This is a genomic window from Gordonia sp. C13 (assembly GCF_023218005.1).
Lineage (GTDB): Bacteria > Actinomycetota > Actinomycetes > Mycobacteriales > Mycobacteriaceae > Gordonia > Gordonia namibiensis.
In genome coordinates this window covers 163609-179999 of sequence record NZ_JALPSY010000002.1, presented here as the reverse complement: position 1 = coordinate 179999, position 16391 = coordinate 163609, and the positions used below count along the sequence as shown (strand labels likewise).

Here is a 16391-nt window from a genome sequence, read left to right as displayed (position 1 = left end):
ATCAGGTGCGCATTGCGGGGCAACGTCATCGGGAGATGACCGGGCGCAATGCCTCCGCGTCTCGGTGGGTGATGACGCCCTGCCACAGACCTGCGCCATACGCGAGGTCGTCGAGGCGGCGCATCATCAGGTAGCGGAACGGCCCCAGGGCCGGCGGGGTCGTCGGGTCGGCGAGGAGGTCCCGGAACCAGGACACCACCCCCTCGACGATCGCCACCTGGATCGCGAGGGTTCGGAACCGTCTCGACACGAGGGCCAGCAGCAGGGCCACCGGCCAGTAGTGCCGGCAGATCGCATCAGCCGCCTGCAGCAGTCCGAATCCCGCGGCCCGGCCGGTGAGTTGTGCCGAGACGAGCGGCGCCGACGGCAGGTCGCCCAGCCGCTTACGAAGGCGGGTCGCGAGATGGGTCAGGATGAGCATCGCCAGCGCGGCGCCGAAGCGGGTGCGGGTCAGTAGGGCGCCGACGGCCGCGGCCATCGGCACCGACATCACCAGCGGGGCGGCACGGTTTCCGTGGCGTGCGGCGAGGTGGGCTGCTCCGGTCCCGTAGAAGCATCGCCGGGACAGCACCGACCGCATGTCGGTGCGATGGTCGTGTGCCACCCGCGCGACCGGGTCGTACCGTATACGCCACCCTGCAGCGTGCATGCGCCAGCATGCGTCCACGTCCTCGGCGACCCGGAGCGACTCGTCGAATCCACAGAATGCACTGCGCCGCACGACGATTGCCGCACTGGGAACGTAGGGGACCCGGGTGGACGGCAGGACCGCGGACTCCTCGGGACCCATGTCCAGCGACGACCAGCCGTTCTCGTAGCGCTCGGCCAATGAGGACGACCGGTCGGCGGACCGGAGTCCGACGATCCGCGGGGCCACGATCCCCACCGTGGGGTCGGAGAAGTGGGTGAGCAGAACCGTCAGCCAGTCCGGGTCGGGCACGACGTCGGAATCGAGGAAGGCCACGAAATCCGTGGTGGCAGCGGCTGCTCCGGCGTTCCGGGCCGCAGCGGGGCCACGGTTCTCGTCGAATCGGATGACACTCACGCCCGGTCGGTCTGCGACGATCGGGACGCCGGATCCGTCGTCGACGACCACGACGGTCAAACCGTCGAGTGCATCGAGGAGGCGGTCGACGCCGGCCTGATTGTCCTTGACCGGGATCACCACGGTGACGTCGGCGGGCTTCGGACCGAACATCGGACGCGGGTTGGCGACCCCGGCGTCCAGGAGAGCGCGCGCGAGACGACGGGTCACGTTGTCGCACACCTCGATTCGACCGTCGTCCGAGGTCATCCCCAGCGCGGTGTCGGACATGCGCATCAGCCGCGTCGGCGATCCACCGACGAGGTATCGCAGGTCGCCGCCGCGCGCGGACCGCAGATCGATCTGGACCTGGAAGCCATCCGGGAGGTCGGTGCGGTTCTCCGGGGACGCTGCGTCCGCGGTGTCGGCATCGTCACCCGGGTCGTCATCCGAAACAGTCCGTGCACCAACGGTTTCGCCGTCGGTGATGGCCTCGTTGCCGAACGTGTCCTCGTCGGCCGGGTTCCTGTCGGTCACGTCCCTGCCCTCGGTCGCGTCGTCACCACTGATGCCCTGGGCCGAACCACTACCACGCGGGGCCGAATCGTCGAGCGCGGTCATCCGAGCCGCCCCTGGTCGTCGACCTCCCAGGAGACGAGCGCCGCACCGAGGCGATCGGTCACCTCGGCAACCAGGCGCCGGCCCTCGTCTGCGGAGGCCTCGGTGGGATCACCCAGGACGCCGTTGGGACTGACCGCACCGACCCCGCCCTCACGCATGGCACCGAGGAGTGCGCCGACCGGCTCACGATTACCCGCGACTGCCCGTGACGTGTCGACCGACGACGGCGAGACATGAAGCAGCACCGAGGTTTCCGTGAAACCGGCATGTGCGTCCGCGCCCGGGAAGGCGCACGGGAACCAGGCGGCATCCCGCCCCTCGTACCGCAGGCGGGTCACCGCGTCGATCAGGGTCCGCGTGTTGCCGCCGTGCCCGTTCACGAACACGATGCGCCGCGCCCACCGGCAGGCACTGCGGCCGTACTCGATGAGCATCCCGCGCAGTGCGTCGTGACCGATGGAGATCGTCCCGGCAAAGCCCTCGTGCTCGCCACTCGCGCCGTAGTTGAGGTCGGGCGCACGGAGGATGTCGGAATCCCCGAGGCGCTCGCAGACGACGTCGGCGACCGCCGTGGCGATTCGCGTATCGGTGTCCAGAGGCAGGTGCGGACCGTGCTGCTCGACAGAACCGAGAGGTACCACGAGAGTGATCACCTTTCCATCGAGGTCCGGCCAGCTGCACTGCCCCAGCGTCGACGGTCCTGTCATCTGACCAATGCTAGCCATCGTGCTCCCAAGCTTCTGCTCCTCGGCCCAAAAACAACGAGAAAAACGGGCCGAAAACGTCGTGCCGACCACATTGACGAGCGTTCGATCGGTTATGGAATGCTATTGCGTGACACGTGACGCCTGACACAGTGGCGGTACAACGACCGGAGGACGACACATGAGCAGTACGACACCCCACAACAGCGGTAAACCCGGCCCACTCAGCTCCATCCGGGTCATCGAGTTCGCAGGTATCGGCCCGGGACCCCACGCGGCCATGTTGCTCGCCGACCTCGGCGCCGATGTGGTCCGTGTCCAGCGTCCCGGCACGCTCCCCAAGCCCGGCGTGAACGCCGACGCGCTGCTGCGCGGCCGTCGCGTCGTCGAGGCCAACCTGAAGGACGAGACCGATCGCGCGACGATCCTCGATCTCGTCGCCAAGGCTGACGTCATCATCGAGGGTTTCCGTCCCGGCGTCATGGAACGTCTCGGTTTCGGCCCCGATGACCTCACCGAGGTCAATCCCGGCCTCGTGTACGGCCGTATGACCGGCTGGGGACAGGACGGCCCCCGCGCCAACCTCGCCGGCCACGACATCAACTACATCTCGCTGACCGGCCTGCTCCACGCAATCGGCCGCAAGGACGATCGCCCGGTGCCGCCGCTCAACCTCGCCGGCGACTTCGGCGGCGGATCGATGTTCCTCGTCGTGGGCGTGCTCGCCGCTCTGCTCGAGCGCGGCATCTCCGGCAAGGGACAGGTCGTCGACGCCGCCATGGTTGACGGCGCTTCCGTTCTGGGACAGATGATGTGGGCGTTCCGCGGCACCGGCCTGTGGAGCGACACCCGCGGCACCAACATGCTCGACACCGGCGCCCCCTACTACGAGGTCTACGAGACCTCGGACGGCAAGTACATGGCCGTCGGCGCCATCGAGCCGCAGTTCTACGCCGAGCTGCTCAAGGGCCTGGGCCTGGCCGACGCCGACCTGCCGGCACAGAACGACATCGCGAACTGGGGCAAGCTGAAGGAGATCTTCACCGAGACCTTCAAGTCGCGCACCCGCGACGAGTGGGCCAAGGTCTTCGACGGCACCGACGCCTGCACCTCGCCGGTGCTGACCTTCGCCGAGGCACCCGCCGATCCCCACATGGCCGCGCGGGCCAACCTGGTCGACATCGACGGTGTCACCCAGGCGCAGGTCGCTCCGCGCTTCTCGCGCACCCAGCCGGAGACCCCGGCCGGACCCTCGACCGAGGCCGTCGACCCGAAGACCCTCTGGGCCTGATCCGACAAGTATTCCCCTCCGCTGCCTGAGGTGCGAGGAGCGAAAGCGACGAGCCACTCCCCCTCCGCTGCCTGAGGTGCGAGGAGCGAAAGCGACGAGCCACGAAGGCCTGGCGAGAATTCCTCACCAGCCCTTCGTGGCTCGCTGCGCTCGCACCTCAGGGAGCAACAAGAACCGCTGCGCTCGCACCTCAGGGAGCAAGAAGAACCACTGCGCTCGCACCTCAGGGAGCAAGAAGACCGCTGCGCTCGCACCTCAGGGAGCAGGGGTCAGACCTTCGAGTGCCCCATGTCGATCTGGAACTCGGCACCGGTGATGCCCTTGGCGCTGTCGGAGGACAGGTACAGGACGGCGTCGGAGATCTCGTCGCACGCCGCGACCGGGTGGTAATCCAACATCGACACGAAATGCGGGGTGACCCACGGCTTTTCGAACAGTCGATGGGCTTCGGTGTCGGCGACTCCCATCGGGGTGTCGACCGCGTAGGGGTGCACGCTGTTGACGCGGATCCGGTGATGACCGAGTTCTTTGGCCGCGGTCTGCGCCAGGCCGACGAGGCCATGCTTGGACGCCGAATACGACGCCTGCATCGGCATCGCCTTCAGTCCGGCGACCGAGCTGATGATGGTGATCGAGCCGCCGTTGCCGGCCTCGAGCATCGCGGGAACCGTGGCCTTGAGCGTTTTCCAGGCGCCGACGAGGTTGATGTCGACGACGTCGGTGAACTGCTCCTCGGTCAGTTCCCAGACCGACCCCCAGGTGAGCACGCCGGCGTTGGCGATGACGTGATCGAGCCGGCCGAACTGCTCGACCGCGTCTGCGACCAGCTGCTGCTGGAACGCGAGGTCCCGCGTATCACCCTGCCGCGCAAGGATCTTGCCGCCCACGCCCTCGACGAGCCGGATCGTCTCTTCGAGGTCCTCGGCCGTGGCGGGCGGGTAGGTAGCGTGGTCGATGATCGGACCCGCGATGTCGAGACCCACGATCGCGGCGCCCTCACGGGCGAACCGGACCGCGTGATTACGGCCCTGACCACGGGCGATGCCGGTGATGTAGACGACCTTGCCGTCGAACTGTCCCATGGCAGAACTGTAACACGTTCTAGTTCTGTCGCGGGCACCGTTTCGCGCGGGTTCTGCTCGAGAACGGGGACCGGGACACCTCCGCCCGCCGACCGGATCTCCGGCGGCGGGCGGGGGTGCGTGCTTGTTCGGATCAGACGTGGCCGAAGGACCGCTTGAAGTCGTCCGGGATGATCAGATCGTCGGCCGAGAGGTCGTTGACGCTCTTGTGCCCCAGGCCCATCAGCGCGCCGTCGAGTCCCATACGCATGAGATCGAGGACGTTCTCGACGCCCGCCTGGCCGTTGGCGGCGAGACCCCACAGGTAGGCGCGGCCGATCATCACGGCGCGGGCGCCGAGGGCCAGGGCCTTGGCGACATCGCTGCCGCGGCGGATACCGCCGTCGAGCAGGACCTCGATGTCGTTGCCGACCGCATCGGCGATGTCGGGCAGCAGACGGATCGTCGCCGGGGTGCCGTCGAGGTTGTTGCCGCCGTGGTTGGACACCGAGATCGCCGTCGCGCCGATGTCGACGGCGCGCTTGGCGTCGTCGAGACGGGTGATGCCCTTGACCATGAACGGTCCGCCCCACTGCTCACGGAGCCACTGCAGGTCCTCCCAGGTGGGCGGCGGGGTGCCCATCCACTCGCCGTAGGCGCCGAAGAAGGTCGGGCCGGGAACACCCTGCGGGGTGAGGTTCGGCGCGGTGAGGTCCGGGATGATGACTTTGCCGCCCTTGACCCAGTCCAGCGCGTACCGCGGCTTGACCGCGATCTCCGGGCCGAGACGCACGAGCGCCTTCAGGTTCACCTTCTCGGGGATCTCCGGGCTGCCCCAGTCGCGGCCGACGTTGAACACCCAGTCGGTCGTGACGATGAGACCCTTTGCGCCGGCGGCCCGTGCACGCTCGGCGCGGCGGAGGATGTCCTCGCGGCTGCCGAGCCAGTAGATCTGGAAGAACACCTTGTCGTTGACGGCGGTGACCTCTTCGACGGCGTGCGAGGCGAAGCTCGACAGGCCCATTGCGGTACCACGCGCGGCCGCGGCGCGCGCGACGGCGACCTCGCCCTCAGGGTCGACGGCCTGGACACCGGTAGGCGAGATCATCACCGGGAAGGACAGCTCCTGCCCCATCACCGAGGTGGTCATCTCACGCTCCGGTTGTGCGCCGACAACGTGTGGCGCCCAGCCGAGTTCGTTGAAGGCCTGCACGTTGTCGTCGACGGTCACACCGGCCTGCGTGCCGGCGACCAGCGACGAGTAGACCGACTTCGGCAGTCGCTTCTTCGCCCGGCGCTGGGCCTCGGTCACCGTTTCGAACCAGGGGTTTTTCGCCCAGGGGTTGAGAGCCATTTCTCCTACTCACTCACTTCTCGGATGCGTGCCATCGCCCGGGGCACCCGTGTACCCCGGGGAGGACTCGACACTGTTGGGCCGCGGGCGGATTACCGCGCAGCAGGGGTGAACCCGGCGAGCGGGTTCTCATCACAGGACTTGGTGGGCCGACCGATCGGGGTGAGGTCCCCGTCGGGTCGACGGGTCATCAGCGTCAGCGGGGTTCCGCGCGAATGATCCTTGTTCGCCGTCGGTTTGGTGCGTTCGCCGGCGAGGAGCTCTTCGCCGTAACCCTGCACACACTCGGGATCCGGTCCGGCCAGCGGCAGACCGGTGAAGAACTTGGCCGCCATGCAGCCACCGCGGCAGGCGTCGAAGTGCGCACACTTGGTGCAGGCACCGGCGTTCTGCGGTTCACGCAGTTCGGTGAACAGATCCGAGCGCTGCCAGATCTCCTGGAATCCGCCGTCCGAGAGGATGTTCCCGGCGAGGAAGTTCTCGTGGATCGCGAACGGGCAGGCGTACACGTCGCCGACCGGGTCGATGAGGCACACGACGCGTCCGGCACCGCAGAGGTTGAGGCCGGGCAGACCGCCACCGGAGTCCCCACCGAACGCCGACAGGTGGAAGAACGAGTCTCCGGTCAGCACGCGATCACCGTGTGCGACAAGCCAATCGTAGAGTTCACGCTGCTGCTCGGGCAGCGGGTGCAGGTCGTCCCACACATCGGCGCCACGGCCCGACGGACGCAGGCGGGTGATGCGCAGGGTGGCGTCGTACCGATCGGCCAACGCCTTGAACTCGTCGAGCTGCGCGACGTTCTGCCGCGTCATCACGACGCTGATCTTGGCGTCCTTGAAGCCGGCCTCGGCCAGGTTCTCGAGTGCCCGGACCGCCATGTCGAAGGAACCCGGGCCGCGCACGGCGTCGTTGACCTCCGCGGTCGCGCCGTCGAGGGAGATCTGGACGTCGACGTAGTCCGACGCGGCCAGGCGTGCGGCGACCTTCTTGTCGATGCGCAAACCGTTGGTGGAGAACTTGACTCCCACCTGATGGCTGGTGGCGTAGTCGACGAGCTCCCAGAAGTCGGGGCGCACGGTCGGCTCACCGCCGCCGATGTTCACGTAGAAGACCTGCATGCGCTGCAGTTCGTCGATGATCGCCTTGCACTGTTCGGTCGACAGCTCGCGCGGGTCACGCTTGCCCGACGAGGACAGGCAGTGCACGCATGCCAGGTTGCAGGCGTAGGTGAGTTCCCACGTCAGACAGATCGGCGCGTCGAGGCCGCGCTCGAACTGATCGACGAGGCGGCCGACCTTGGGCACCTGGTCGGCGGGCGCGCTCGCCCGCGGGGAGGTCACGAGTTCGGCTGCGGTGGGCGGCATCTCGATGGTCGTCATCGTGTCGGTCCTAGGGTCGAGGCGGAAGCGGAGCGCCGATCGGGGCTGTCGATCGGCGGAGGTGGTCGGTCAGGCCGCGCGGGGCGTGATCATCGCGCTGTCGGCCAGCGCCGTGAGCGCCTGCACGTACAGGGGCCGCTGAGCAGGCGTGACGCCCGCTGCGAGGAGGGCTGCCTCAGCGGAGTCGTGATCGGCGAGCGACGAGACGATCCCGACCACGGTCAGGTTCTTGAGGAACGAGAGCTTGCGGGTACCGAAGTGGTACAGCAGGGCGCCGAACGGCTCGGGGCGCAGTGCCACCTTCGGGTTGAGTTCCCACGCGGCGAACGTGTCGAAGCCGGCGGGGGCATCGGGGGCTGGGGTGTCGAACCGGACCCCGGCGACCGCAGAACGGTCGCCGGAGGTCGGATTCGATGTCGGGGCTGACATCAGTAGACCCCGCACATCCCATCGATCGACACCTCTTCGACGAGCGACTCGGCGATGAGTTCGGTCTCGTTCGAGTTTGCAGCGGTAACCGCGGACTGGTCGGCCATGATCCATACCTCCTGATCTTCTAAGTGACTCGGATCACGATGGACTATAGTGGCACTCAGTGCAGATTTCTACCACTAGAGCAAAACTGCCCGTTCGGACAGGCGGTTCGGGCCCCTTCGACCCGCTGCGCGCGAACGGATCCCATATGGTGAGGTCTCGATGACTGCGACGACACAGCAGGATGCGGGCCCCGGGCGGGCCGCACCCGGGCGACGCCCGATCTCCTCGCGCGCCCGGATCAGCGCGCTCGCGATCGGCCTGTTCACCACCCGGGGTTTCGAGGAGACCAGCGTGGACGACATCGCCGAGGCCGCGGGCATCGCGCGTCGCACGCTGTTCCGGTACTACTCGTCGAAGAACGAGATCCCGTGGGGAGAGTTCGACGACCATCTGGGCGAGCTACGCGGGCTCCTCGCCCAGATCCCCACCGACATCCCCATGGCCGACGCCCTCGTGGATGCCCTGGTCGTGTTCAACCGGGTGCCACCGGAAGAGCTCGAGAACCACCGCCGGCGCATGTCCCTGCTGCTCGGAGTTCCGGCGCTCCAGGCACATTCGATGATCATGTACGCCGACTGGCGCCACGTCATCGCCGAGTTCTGCGCGGCCCGGCTCGGTCTGGACGAGAACGATCACCTGCCCCAGACCATCGGGTGGTTGTGCTTGGGCGCGGCACTCGCCGCCTACGAGCAGTGGCTGGCCGATCCCGACGCCGACCTCGAGAGACTGATCAGCGACGGCGCGCGGACCGTCGCCACCGGTGTCGCATCACTGACCCGCGTGCCATGATCGGCGGGGCCAACCACACCGGCTCCGAGAGGGCCTCGTGGGACACCCATCGGTTGGTCTATCCTGAAATAGAACGTGTTCTAATTCGGCCGGGTTCGCCCGGTCCTCGACGTCGGAGAGCTGCTACATGCCTGACCTGACCCCTCACGGCTCACGAAGCGTGATCCTCACGGTGGCCGAGGTGATCGATGAGACGTCCGATGCCAAGTCCATCGCATTCGAGGTCCCCGAGACGTCGTCGGCCGCATTCACCGACTACAAGCCGGGACAGTTCCTCACTCTGCGCATCCCGAGCGAGCAGACCGGCTCGGTCGCCCGCTGCTACTCGCTGGCCTCGTCGCCGTACACCGACGCTCGACCCAAGGTGACCGTGAAGCGCACCGTCGACGGATACGGTTCCAACTGGGTCTGCGACAACCTCGCCCCCGGCTCCCAGGTCGAGGTGCTGCCGCCGTCGGGCGTCTTCACCCCCAAGTCCTTCGACGACCCGTTGCTCCTCATCGCCGCGGGCAGTGGCGTGACGCCGGTGATGTCGATCCTCAAGGCGGCGCTGAAGAAGAGCAGCGCGCCGATCGTCTTCTTCTACGCGAATCGCACCGAGAGCGACGTGATCTTCGCCGCCGAGCTGCGCGACCTGCTCCACGCCCACGCCGACCGGCTCACCGTCGTCCACTGGCTGGAGAGCCTGCAGGGGCTGCCCACCGCGGCGGCTCTGGCCTCGGTGTTCGTGCCGTACTCGACCACCCACACCGCCTACATGTGCGGACCCGGCCCGTTCATGGATGCCGTCCACAAGGCCCTGGCACAGGCGAACTTCCCGCACCACAACGTCCACACCGAGGTGTACAATTCGCTGTCCGGCGACCCGTTCGCCGACGTCGAGCTCGAGGAGGTCAGCGAGGAGGACCAGGCGTCCGCCGCCACTGTCGAAGTCGAACTCGACGGTGAGACCCACACGCTGACCTGGCCGCGCAAGCGGACACTCATCGACGTAATGCTGGCGGCCGGTCTCGATGCCCCGTACTCCTGCCAGGAAGGCGAATGCGGTTCCTGCGCCTGCACTCTCACCGAGGGCTCCGTCGACATGGACAACGCCGGCGCCCTCGACCCCGAGGACATCGCGGACGGGTACATCCTGGGCTGCCAGGCCCACCCGACCTCGGACTCGCTCAAGATCGAGTTCTGACCGGCAGTTGGCGAACAACACGAAGGAGCACGACGTGACACCCATCCGGAAGTCCCGACCGAACCCGGTCCACCTCGCTCGCGGCCTGGCGGTGATGCTCCTCGGCATCGGCGTGCTCCATTTCGTCGCACCCAAACCGTTCGACGAGATCATCCCGGAGGAGATCCCCGGCGATCCGCGTACGCTGACCCACCTGTCCGGCGTCGCCGAGATCGGCCTGGGCGCCGGACTTCTCGTGCCGCGGACTCGCCGACTCTCCGGAGCGTTGTCGGCCCTGTTGTTTCTCGCCGTCTATCCCGCCAACCTCAACATGGTGCGACTCTGGTGGAACAAGCCGCTGCCCTACCGGGTCGTCGCCGTGGCACGCCTGCCGTTGCAGTTCCCGATGATCTGGGCGGCCATCCGCGTGGCACGCAGGGGCTGACTCACCTCAGCCCACGGAAGTACGCGCGTTCCTCGGGCGTCCGGTGCTCGATCGCGTAACTCAGTGCCGTGCGGCCCATTCGAGCCGCGTTCTCCTCGAGGTACGTCAGGAGTATCTGCTCGTCGACGCGCTTGCCCGTCTCCCTGAGCATCCACCCGAGAGCCTTCTGGATGAGGTCTCGACGATCGTCGCGGACGAGTGGGGCCACGGCGAGAAGTGCTGATGCATCGCCGTTCTTGATGTGGGCGAAGGTCGCGATGACTCCTACCCGACGGCGCCAGAGATCCTCGTCGGCAGCGTGGGAGAGGATCACCTCCATCCCACCGCGGAGTCTGCAGAACTCGCCCAGGACCGAGTCGGCCGACGAGTCCACGAGATCCCAGTTGTTCACCCGCCCTCGGCGCACCGCGTCGAGGTACAGCTCGACCCACCGCCCGGCCTCGTCCCAATCCGGCTCCGACCTCGGCTTCAGGGTGCGCTCGAACTCACCCCGGAGCAGAAACAGGGCGATGAGCCGATGTTCGTGGACCGGCGAATCCAACAGCGCGCCAACTTCATCGGTGTCGATACCGCGGAAGCGTTTGGCGATCGCACGTTGCTGCGGCACACGTAGGCCGATGAACTCGTCGCCCTCGCCGTAACCGCCTGGGCGGACCTGGAAGAACCTGGCGAGGTCGACGGCACGCTGCGGGTCGGCGACCTCGGCAGCGGCCGCGCGCACCGCCGCAGCCGTCAGCTCGGCACCCACCGGTGCTAGAGCAGGTCGGCGATGGGGGTCGGCGTCTGCAGTTTCGGCCGTGTCTTCATCACCGCACCGACCTTGCCCGCGCCGACGACGCCGGTGAGGATGCCGTCCCGGCTGTAGTAGGCCACGAACTTCTTGCCGTCGTCGGAGACGATGTGCACGGTGTCGTCGGCGCGAGGTGCACCGAGCACCTGGATCTTGACGTCGAACTGGTCGCTCCAGAAGTACGAGACCACCGCGGTCACGGCGTCGCCGCCGGTGATCTGGTGCGCGACGACGGAGGCCTGATCGACCGTGTGATTCCAGTGTTCGACGCGCTGCGGGGTGCCGTCGTCGTCGCGCCAGTTGGCGACGTCGCCGAGGGCGTAGACGTTCTCGGCGCTGGTGTGTCCGGTTGCATCGCAGGCGATCCCGCCGCCCGCCTCGCGCGGCGCCAATTCGATCCCGGAGCCATCCAGGTAGCCGGTGACGGGCGTGGAACCGATGCCGACGACCACGAGGTCGGCGGGGAGTTCGGTGCCGTCGGCGAGCTTCACCGCGTTGACCTTCGGCCCGCTCGCACCGTCGGTGACGACGATCTCGGCCACACCGACCCCCGTGCGCAGATCCACGCCGTTGTCGGTGTGGAGCCGCGAGACCAGCTTCCCGATCTCCTCGCCGAGCGCAACAGCCAGCGGGGTGGGGGCGGGTTCGACGAGGCTGACGCTCAACCCGCGCGAGGTGAGGCTCGCGGCCACCTCGCAGCCGATGAAACCGGCGCCGATGACCACGGCGGTCGAGGCGGAATCGATCTCCTCGCGCAGCGCGATCGCGTCGTCGTAGGTGCGGATCATGTGCACCCCCGCGACGGCATCGGCGAGGCCCGGGAACGGCCGCGGATCGAGACCGGTGGCCAGCACCAGGGTGTCGTAGGCGAGCGTGTCGCCGGACGCCAGGGTGACGGTCCTGTCCGCCGGCGACACGGAGGTCACCGCGGAACCCAGACGCAGGGTGATGTCGGATTCGGCGTAGAACTCCGCCGGTTTGAGGTCGACGCGATCGTCCTTGCCCAGGAGCACCGACTTCGACAGTGGCGGACGATCATAGGGCGGATGGTCCTCGGCGCCCACCAGGGTGATCGGATCGGCGAACCCGTTGTTGCGCAGGTTCTCCGCAACCCTGATCCCGCCCAGGCCCGCCCCGACGATCACGACGCCCGCGCCTGATCCACTCATCTTCCGTCCCCTCTCACCCCGCGCTCACCGTTCGCCTCGGGATGCCTGATGACATCCCGGCGTCGGCGCCTCAGCGGGTCACGTCTCCGACCGGTTGCAGGTCGGACAACAGCCAATTCCCGTCGACCTTACGCATAAGTGCCCACCTCGCGGTAGGGGTCGCCTCACCCTCCGCGTCGGCCGCTTCCCCAGAGCCCGTGGAATTTTCACCGTCCCCGACAGACACCGTCTGGTCCACGAACACGAGGACCCTCGCACGTTCGGCGGAACTGTCGTTCAGACCGGCACCGACGACTCGTCCGACCATCGACACCGAGGCGGCCCGCGCCCCCGGGACCACCACGTCGACGCCGCGATTGCGGTACTCGAGTCGCAACGGATCGGCGAGCAATGCGTCTGTCCGTCGGCGCTGGTCGGGTGGGTCGTCCGGCCCGAACGTCATGAGGGCGGCGACCGCCCCGCCCGCCGCGGACAAGATCGCGGCGCGCTCGTCCTCTCCGGGCTCCGGGTCCGATCGCAGTACCCCGATCCACGCGACCAGCGCGACGACGAGCGCCGTGACCGTGACGGCGGCCAGGACGGCGAGACGGCGACGCTGCCGGCGGGTGGGGCGCGGTTCCAGGAGGTCACTCACGGCTGACGCGCCCCCGCGATCTTCCAACCGTCACCGGTGCTTTCCATGGTGATCAGCGCGGTGATCCGTTCGGCGGTCGTGTCGACGGCCGCGGCCTCCTCGGCCGTTCCTTCGGAACCGAGCAGCAGCGGATTGGTGGCGTCGGCGACGACGAGTACATCCACGGTGACGCCGACTTCGTCCGACGCCGGATCGGTCACCAGCCCGGCCGAGACCACCTGCCCGACACTGCGTCCGGCCTGCGTACGCACCTCGGTGATCAGTGCGTCACGCGCGCTCTCGATGCGGTCGCGCTGCGCGCCGGTGCTCACCGCGAGTACGCCGTCCACGAAACCGACCGGGTCGGCCGGGTCGGCGGTCAGCATGGCCGCGACCCCCGCCCGCGCGGAATCGAGCACCTCGGTCTGGCGATCGACCTCGGCCCGCTGTCCCCGGATCTGCCATCCCAGGACCGCACCCACGACCACGAGGATCGCAACGGCGACCGCCGTGCCGATGAGGACTGTGCGTAGAAGTCGAGTGCGTCGCACGGCACGCGCCCGGAGAGCGGGTGCGGCGGCGATCCGGGTCGCGCGAGCGTCCCTTCGAGCCTCATCGACCCGATCCCGGGCGAGCTGCACTCGTGTGGTGGTCACCGAGTCGGCTGTGGCGGAATCGGTTCTCGCAGCATCGGTCATCGCCATCAACCGACCACATCGGCCGCGGCGAGGAGCCACTCGTCGTCGGCACGGATGAAGCGAGCCAGCACCGACCGGCGGGCCGTCGTCGTAGCGGCGCCGGTCCGGGCGAGGGCGTCGGACCGGACAGTCACCGCCACCCGGAGGAGTGCCTGCCCCTCGGTGGTATCGGCGTCGACCACGCTGACGACCTCGGGCCGCCACACCACGGACGCCGTCCCCTGTTCCGGCGGCCGGGTGAGCTGTGCACCATAGCTGTCGAGGAAGTCTCGGGCGACGAGCGCCCGGGCCCGTGTCCGATCCTGTTGCCACCGCGAGGAATCCACTGAGAAGACGTCGGCGACGATCGTTCCGGCGCGTTCACGCAGTTGTTCGCGGCTCTGCTCGAGCGCATCTCCTGCCGCGTGTACACGCCACGCGAATCCCACGGCGACGAGCGCTGCGGCCAGCACCAGCGCCGCCACCAGCAGCCGGAGGGCCCCGACGCGTACCGAAATGTATCCGGATGTGGTCATGGAAGGTATTGCACCGCCCCGAGTTTCAGTGCACCGTCGTCCGGGGTCACGAGCACACGAAGCCGGAACCGGCGGACCTGCGCTTCCCCGGTGTCTCCGGCGGCGTCGAACACGACGGTCGCCGCGACGAGAACCGTGGCGCTGTCACCGTCCCGGGCGGAGACCCCGGTACCGTCCACCGAGGACCTCGACACGGACCCGTTGGCCTGTACGAAAGCGCTGTAACTGTCGGCGGATTGGGCGAACTCGTCGTAGAAGGTACCGGTGGCACCGGCGAGGATCTTGCGCGCGCGACCCGGATCGCGGTGGTCCGGTGCGATCAGCACGGCCACGCGGTCGGCGGCCGCGCGCTCGAAGTCGTCGTCGGTGGGGGCATTCCGCGTGTCGGACCACGCCATGACCGCGATACCGGCCAGGACCACGGCTACGACCGCCACCAGCGTCGCCAGAATCCACCGGCGCCGCGGCACCCGCCGTCGTAGGCCGGCGTCGACCTCGCGCGCGTGCAACTCCTCGAGTGCCTCGCGCAGATCACGCCGGGCGCTGCGCTCCGCGGCGATCTCCGCGGCACCCGGCCGCGCCTGCCCCCTCAACGACACGCTCTCCTCTACGACGACAGTCGTAGGTTCGGCTTGTCCTCGATCTTCTCCCCGCGGATGCGACTCGCATAGGCGGCGCGCGCCTCCTGGTCGGGACGCAGGAAGATCGAATCCAGCTTGGTGAGTTTGCGGGTGAACCGCTTCATCGCCTGCGGGAACAGCGGACTGGAGTCGGCCCAGCGCATGGACCGCGGGGCGTACACCCGGGTCACCGGGCGGGCGATGGTCTCGACCACGATCGCCGCGACCTCCTCGGGCGCGACGGTCTGGATGAACCTGTTGGTCTGCAGGCCGGAGATCAGGGCGGTACGGGTGAAGGTCGGGAGAACGGCGCTGACGGTGACGCCCTCCGGCTCCAGCTCCGCGCCGAGGGCCTCGGAGAACTCGATCACCGCGGCCTTGGCACCGTTGTAGATGGTCAGACCCGGGGTCGGGATACGGCCGGCCGTCGACGCGATGTTGACGATGTGGCCGGTACGACGCGGGGCCATCCGGCGGGCGGCTTCCTGGCAGCCGATGATGACACCGAGGACGTCGATGTCGTAGGTGCGTCGGATGATCGTGTCGTCGTAGGACAGGAACGGACCGACCGGCATGATGCCGGCGTTGTTGACGAGGACGTCGATCGGTCCGAGTCGGGATTCGACCTCGGAGAGGAAGGCGTCGAAGGACTCCCGCTTGGTGACGTCGACCTCGACGCCCTCGATGCCGAGGTCGGCGGCGGCCTTGCCCACCGCCTCGCCGTCGACGTCCCCGATGGCGACCTTCGCACCCGCCTGGAACAGCTGCGTCGCGGTCTCGAATCCGATTCCGCGTGCACCACCGGTCACCACGACGACCTTGTCCTTCAGCGCCGTTCGGATGGCGTCGTGATCGGGCGTCCGGGACAGCTTGTCGCGCAGGCTCATTGGTTCCCCTCGGGTGGTTGTCGTTGGATCGAAAGCGAGTAACGGCGCCACGGGCCGTCGAAAGTCACGTGCTGATCACCAGATCATCGGGGCGAGGAATTTCGTGGCGAACGCACGGGCCTGTTGCGGATCGGTACGGGCCGGGTCCGACGGCGGGGTCTCCAGGAGCGAGATCACCAGTCGCACATGGATCTCGACGGCCTCGAGCAGGTCCTCCACCGGCATCTGCGCACCCTCGTCGCGCAGGGTGGCGGCGACCCGATCGGTGACCATGTCGATGAACAGCGACGTCATCTTCGCGGTGACGCTCTTGATCTCGGAGTCGGTGAGGACGATCCGGCTCAGCAACGGATCGGACTTGACCAGCTCGGCGCCCACCGCGAAGGCCTCGACCAGGGCATCCTTGGGGCCCATCCCCTTGACCGATTCCTCGAGTTTCTTCATGCCCCGCTCGTAGGCGTCGTTGGCGACGGCGTAAAGGAGGGCCTCCTTGTTGGGGAAGCGGCGGTAGAGCGTGCTGCGGCTGACGCCCGCACGGGCCGCGACCTCGTCGATGTTGGCGCGCCGCACCCCGACCTCGGCGAACTCCGAGCCCGCGGCGGCGAGGATCGCGGCCTCCTGGTCGGCCGGGCTGGCGGTGTTGCGCACCTTGCGGTTGGACGAGCGAACGCCCTTCCCCTTTGCAGCGCTGTTCACGGTGTCCTTCACGAGATTGTCCGACACGCG

General features: G+C 68.1%; 19 protein-coding genes. 4 read left to right on the top strand and 15 right to left on the bottom strand.

Annotation, left to right across the window (positions count from 1 at the left end; genetic code table 11):
- Positions 1-25: 25 nt before the first annotated feature.
- Together mftF and mftE are read right to left on the bottom strand one after the other, a co-directional pair.
- A complete protein-coding gene (gene mftF, locus M1L58_RS03280; protein WP_248657815.1) occupies positions 26-1645 on the bottom strand; it encodes a mycofactocin biosynthesis glycosyltransferase MftF in 1620 nt (539 codons plus the stop codon).
- Entirely contained in the window at positions 1642-2352 is a 711-nt protein-coding gene (gene mftE, locus M1L58_RS03275; protein ID WP_248657814.1) for a mycofactocin biosynthesis peptidyl-dipeptidase MftE, read from the bottom strand. Before mftE ends, mftF begins: the two co-directional genes overlap by 4 nt.
- 178 nt (positions 2353-2530) lie before the next feature.
- Here mftE and M1L58_RS03270 point away from each other — a divergent pair, with 178 nt between their 5' ends.
- A complete protein-coding gene (locus tag M1L58_RS03270; protein ID WP_006866088.1) occupies positions 2531-3640 on the top strand; it encodes a CaiB/BaiF CoA transferase family protein in 1110 nt (369 codons plus the stop codon).
- A gap of 269 nt (positions 3641-3909) precedes the next feature.
- Here M1L58_RS03270 and M1L58_RS03265 read toward each other — a convergent pair whose 3' ends face one another.
- From M1L58_RS03265 to mftA, 5 genes are all read right to left on the bottom strand, one after another.
- Positions 3910-4722: a mycofactocin-coupled SDR family oxidoreductase gene (locus M1L58_RS03265; RefSeq protein ID WP_006866089.1), complete on the bottom strand. Its 813-nt coding sequence runs from the start codon at positions 4720-4722 to the stop codon at positions 3910-3912.
- 133 nt (positions 4723-4855) lie between these two features.
- A complete protein-coding gene (gene mftD / locus M1L58_RS03260) occupies positions 4856-6055 on the bottom strand; it encodes a pre-mycofactocin synthase MftD (protein WP_006866090.1) in 1200 nt (399 codons plus the stop codon).
- A 92-nt stretch (positions 6056-6147) separates the two neighbouring features.
- Positions 6148-7437 (bottom strand): mycofactocin radical SAM maturase, encoded by a 1290-nt coding sequence (mftC, locus tag M1L58_RS03255; RefSeq protein WP_006360267.1) that lies wholly within the window; start codon positions 7435-7437, stop codon positions 6148-6150.
- A gap of 69 nt (positions 7438-7506) precedes the next feature.
- Positions 7507-7866 carry a mycofactocin biosynthesis chaperone MftB gene (mftB, locus tag M1L58_RS03250; protein WP_232718298.1) on the bottom strand — a complete coding sequence of 120 codons (360 nt, stop codon included), beginning with the start codon at positions 7864-7866 and terminating at the stop codon, positions 7507-7509.
- Positions 7866-7973 (bottom strand): mycofactocin precursor MftA, encoded by a 108-nt coding sequence (mftA, locus tag M1L58_RS03245; RefSeq protein ID WP_035753529.1) that lies wholly within the window; start codon positions 7971-7973, stop codon positions 7866-7868. The genes mftB and mftA overlap by 1 nt, the downstream gene beginning before the upstream one ends.
- A 160-nt stretch (positions 7974-8133) precedes the next feature.
- On the opposite strand from mftA, the gene mftR reads away from it, so the two are divergent.
- From mftR to M1L58_RS03230, 3 genes are all read left to right on the top strand, one after another.
- A complete protein-coding gene (mftR, locus tag M1L58_RS03240) occupies positions 8134-8763 on the top strand; it encodes a mycofactocin system transcriptional regulator (protein WP_127962524.1) in 630 nt (209 codons plus the stop codon).
- Positions 8764-8890: 127 nt separating this feature from the next.
- Entirely contained in the window at positions 8891-9949 is a 1059-nt protein-coding gene (locus M1L58_RS03235) for a ferredoxin--NADP reductase (RefSeq protein WP_154883278.1), read from the top strand.
- Positions 9950-10043: 94 nt separating this feature from the next.
- Positions 10044-10373, top strand: a complete 330-nt coding sequence (locus tag M1L58_RS03230) for a DoxX family protein (protein WP_248657862.1) — start codon at positions 10044-10046, stop codon at positions 10371-10373.
- A 1-nt stretch (position 10374) separates the two neighbouring features.
- Here the strand turns inward: M1L58_RS03230 and M1L58_RS03225 are convergent, their stop codons facing one another.
- The 8 genes from M1L58_RS03225 to M1L58_RS03190 all read right to left on the bottom strand — a co-directional run bounded on the left by M1L58_RS03225 (position 10375) and on the right by M1L58_RS03190 (position 16388).
- Positions 10375-11121 carry a DNA alkylation repair protein gene (locus M1L58_RS03225; RefSeq protein WP_248657813.1) on the bottom strand — a complete coding sequence of 249 codons (747 nt, stop codon included), beginning with the start codon at positions 11119-11121 and terminating at the stop codon, positions 10375-10377.
- A gap of 5 nt (positions 11122-11126) precedes the next feature.
- Positions 11127-12332, bottom strand: a complete 1206-nt coding sequence (locus M1L58_RS03220) for an NAD(P)/FAD-dependent oxidoreductase (protein ID WP_248657812.1) — start codon at positions 12330-12332, stop codon at positions 11127-11129.
- A 70-nt stretch (positions 12333-12402) separates the two neighbouring features.
- Positions 12403-12966: a hypothetical protein gene (locus M1L58_RS03215; RefSeq protein WP_248657811.1), complete on the bottom strand. Its 564-nt coding sequence runs from the start codon at positions 12964-12966 to the stop codon at positions 12403-12405.
- Positions 12963-13649, bottom strand: coding sequence for a hypothetical protein (locus M1L58_RS03210; protein ID WP_248657810.1), 687 nt, complete (start codon positions 13647-13649; stop codon positions 12963-12965). The genes M1L58_RS03215 and M1L58_RS03210 overlap by 4 nt, the downstream gene beginning before the upstream one ends.
- A complete protein-coding gene (locus M1L58_RS03205) occupies positions 13649-14158 on the bottom strand; it encodes a hypothetical protein (protein ID WP_248657809.1) in 510 nt (169 codons plus the stop codon). Before M1L58_RS03205 ends, M1L58_RS03210 begins: the two co-directional genes overlap by 1 nt.
- Positions 14155-14757: a hypothetical protein gene (locus tag M1L58_RS03200; protein WP_374112648.1), complete on the bottom strand. Its 603-nt coding sequence runs from the start codon at positions 14755-14757 to the stop codon at positions 14155-14157. Before M1L58_RS03200 ends, M1L58_RS03205 begins: the two co-directional genes overlap by 4 nt.
- An 8-nt stretch (positions 14758-14765) precedes the next feature.
- Entirely contained in the window at positions 14766-15665 is a 900-nt protein-coding gene (locus tag M1L58_RS03195; RefSeq protein WP_248657808.1) for an SDR family oxidoreductase, read from the bottom strand.
- Between the two features lie 75 nt (positions 15666-15740).
- The gene (locus M1L58_RS03190; RefSeq protein ID WP_006866103.1) at positions 15741-16388 is read right to left on the bottom strand and encodes a TetR/AcrR family transcriptional regulator; all 648 of its coding nucleotides are present in this window, start codon (positions 16386-16388) and stop codon (positions 15741-15743) included.
- Positions 16389-16391 lie beyond the last annotated feature (3 nt).

Bases quoted from the DNA above. Each gene is read 5' to 3' on its own strand.
- mftA (WP_035753529.1), bottom strand. From the start codon at position 7,973: ATGGCCGACCAGTCCGCGGTTACCGCTGCAAACTCGAACGAGACCGAA.
- mftR (WP_127962524.1), top strand. From the start codon at position 8,134: ATGACTGCGACGACACAGCAGGATGCGGGCCCCGGGCGGGCCGCACCC.
- mftE (WP_248657814.1), bottom strand. From the start codon at position 2,352: ATGACAGGACCGTCGACGCTGGGGCAGTGCAGCTGGCCGGACCTCGAT.
- mftF (WP_248657815.1), bottom strand. From the start codon at position 1,645: ATGACCGCGCTCGACGATTCGGCCCCGCGTGGTAGTGGTTCGGCCCAG.
- M1L58_RS03230 (WP_248657862.1), top strand. From the start codon at position 10,044: ATGCTCCTCGGCATCGGCGTGCTCCATTTCGTCGCACCCAAACCGTTC.
- M1L58_RS03195 (WP_248657808.1), bottom strand. From the start codon at position 15,665: ATGAGCCTGCGCGACAAGCTGTCCCGGACGCCCGATCACGACGCCATC.
- M1L58_RS03220 (WP_248657812.1), bottom strand. From the start codon at position 12,332: ATGAGTGGATCAGGCGCGGGCGTCGTGATCGTCGGGGCGGGCCTGGGC.
- M1L58_RS03270 (WP_006866088.1), top strand. From the start codon at position 2,531: ATGAGCAGTACGACACCCCACAACAGCGGTAAACCCGGCCCACTCAGC.
- mftC (WP_006360267.1), bottom strand. From the start codon at position 7,437: ATGACGACCATCGAGATGCCGCCCACCGCAGCCGAACTCGTGACCTCC.
- M1L58_RS03210 (WP_248657810.1), bottom strand. From the start codon at position 13,649: ATGGCGATGACCGATGCTGCGAGAACCGATTCCGCCACAGCCGACTCG.
- mftD (WP_006866090.1), bottom strand. From the start codon at position 6,055: ATGGCTCTCAACCCCTGGGCGAAAAACCCCTGGTTCGAAACGGTGACC.
- M1L58_RS03265 (WP_006866089.1), bottom strand. From the start codon at position 4,722: ATGGGACAGTTCGACGGCAAGGTCGTCTACATCACCGGCATCGCCCGT.
- M1L58_RS03235 (WP_154883278.1), top strand. From the start codon at position 8,891: ATGCCTGACCTGACCCCTCACGGCTCACGAAGCGTGATCCTCACGGTG.
- mftB (WP_232718298.1), bottom strand. From the start codon at position 7,866: ATGTCAGCCCCGACATCGAATCCGACCTCCGGCGACCGTTCTGCGGTC.
- M1L58_RS03205 (WP_248657809.1), bottom strand. From the start codon at position 14,158: ATGACCACATCCGGATACATTTCGGTACGCGTCGGGGCCCTCCGGCTG.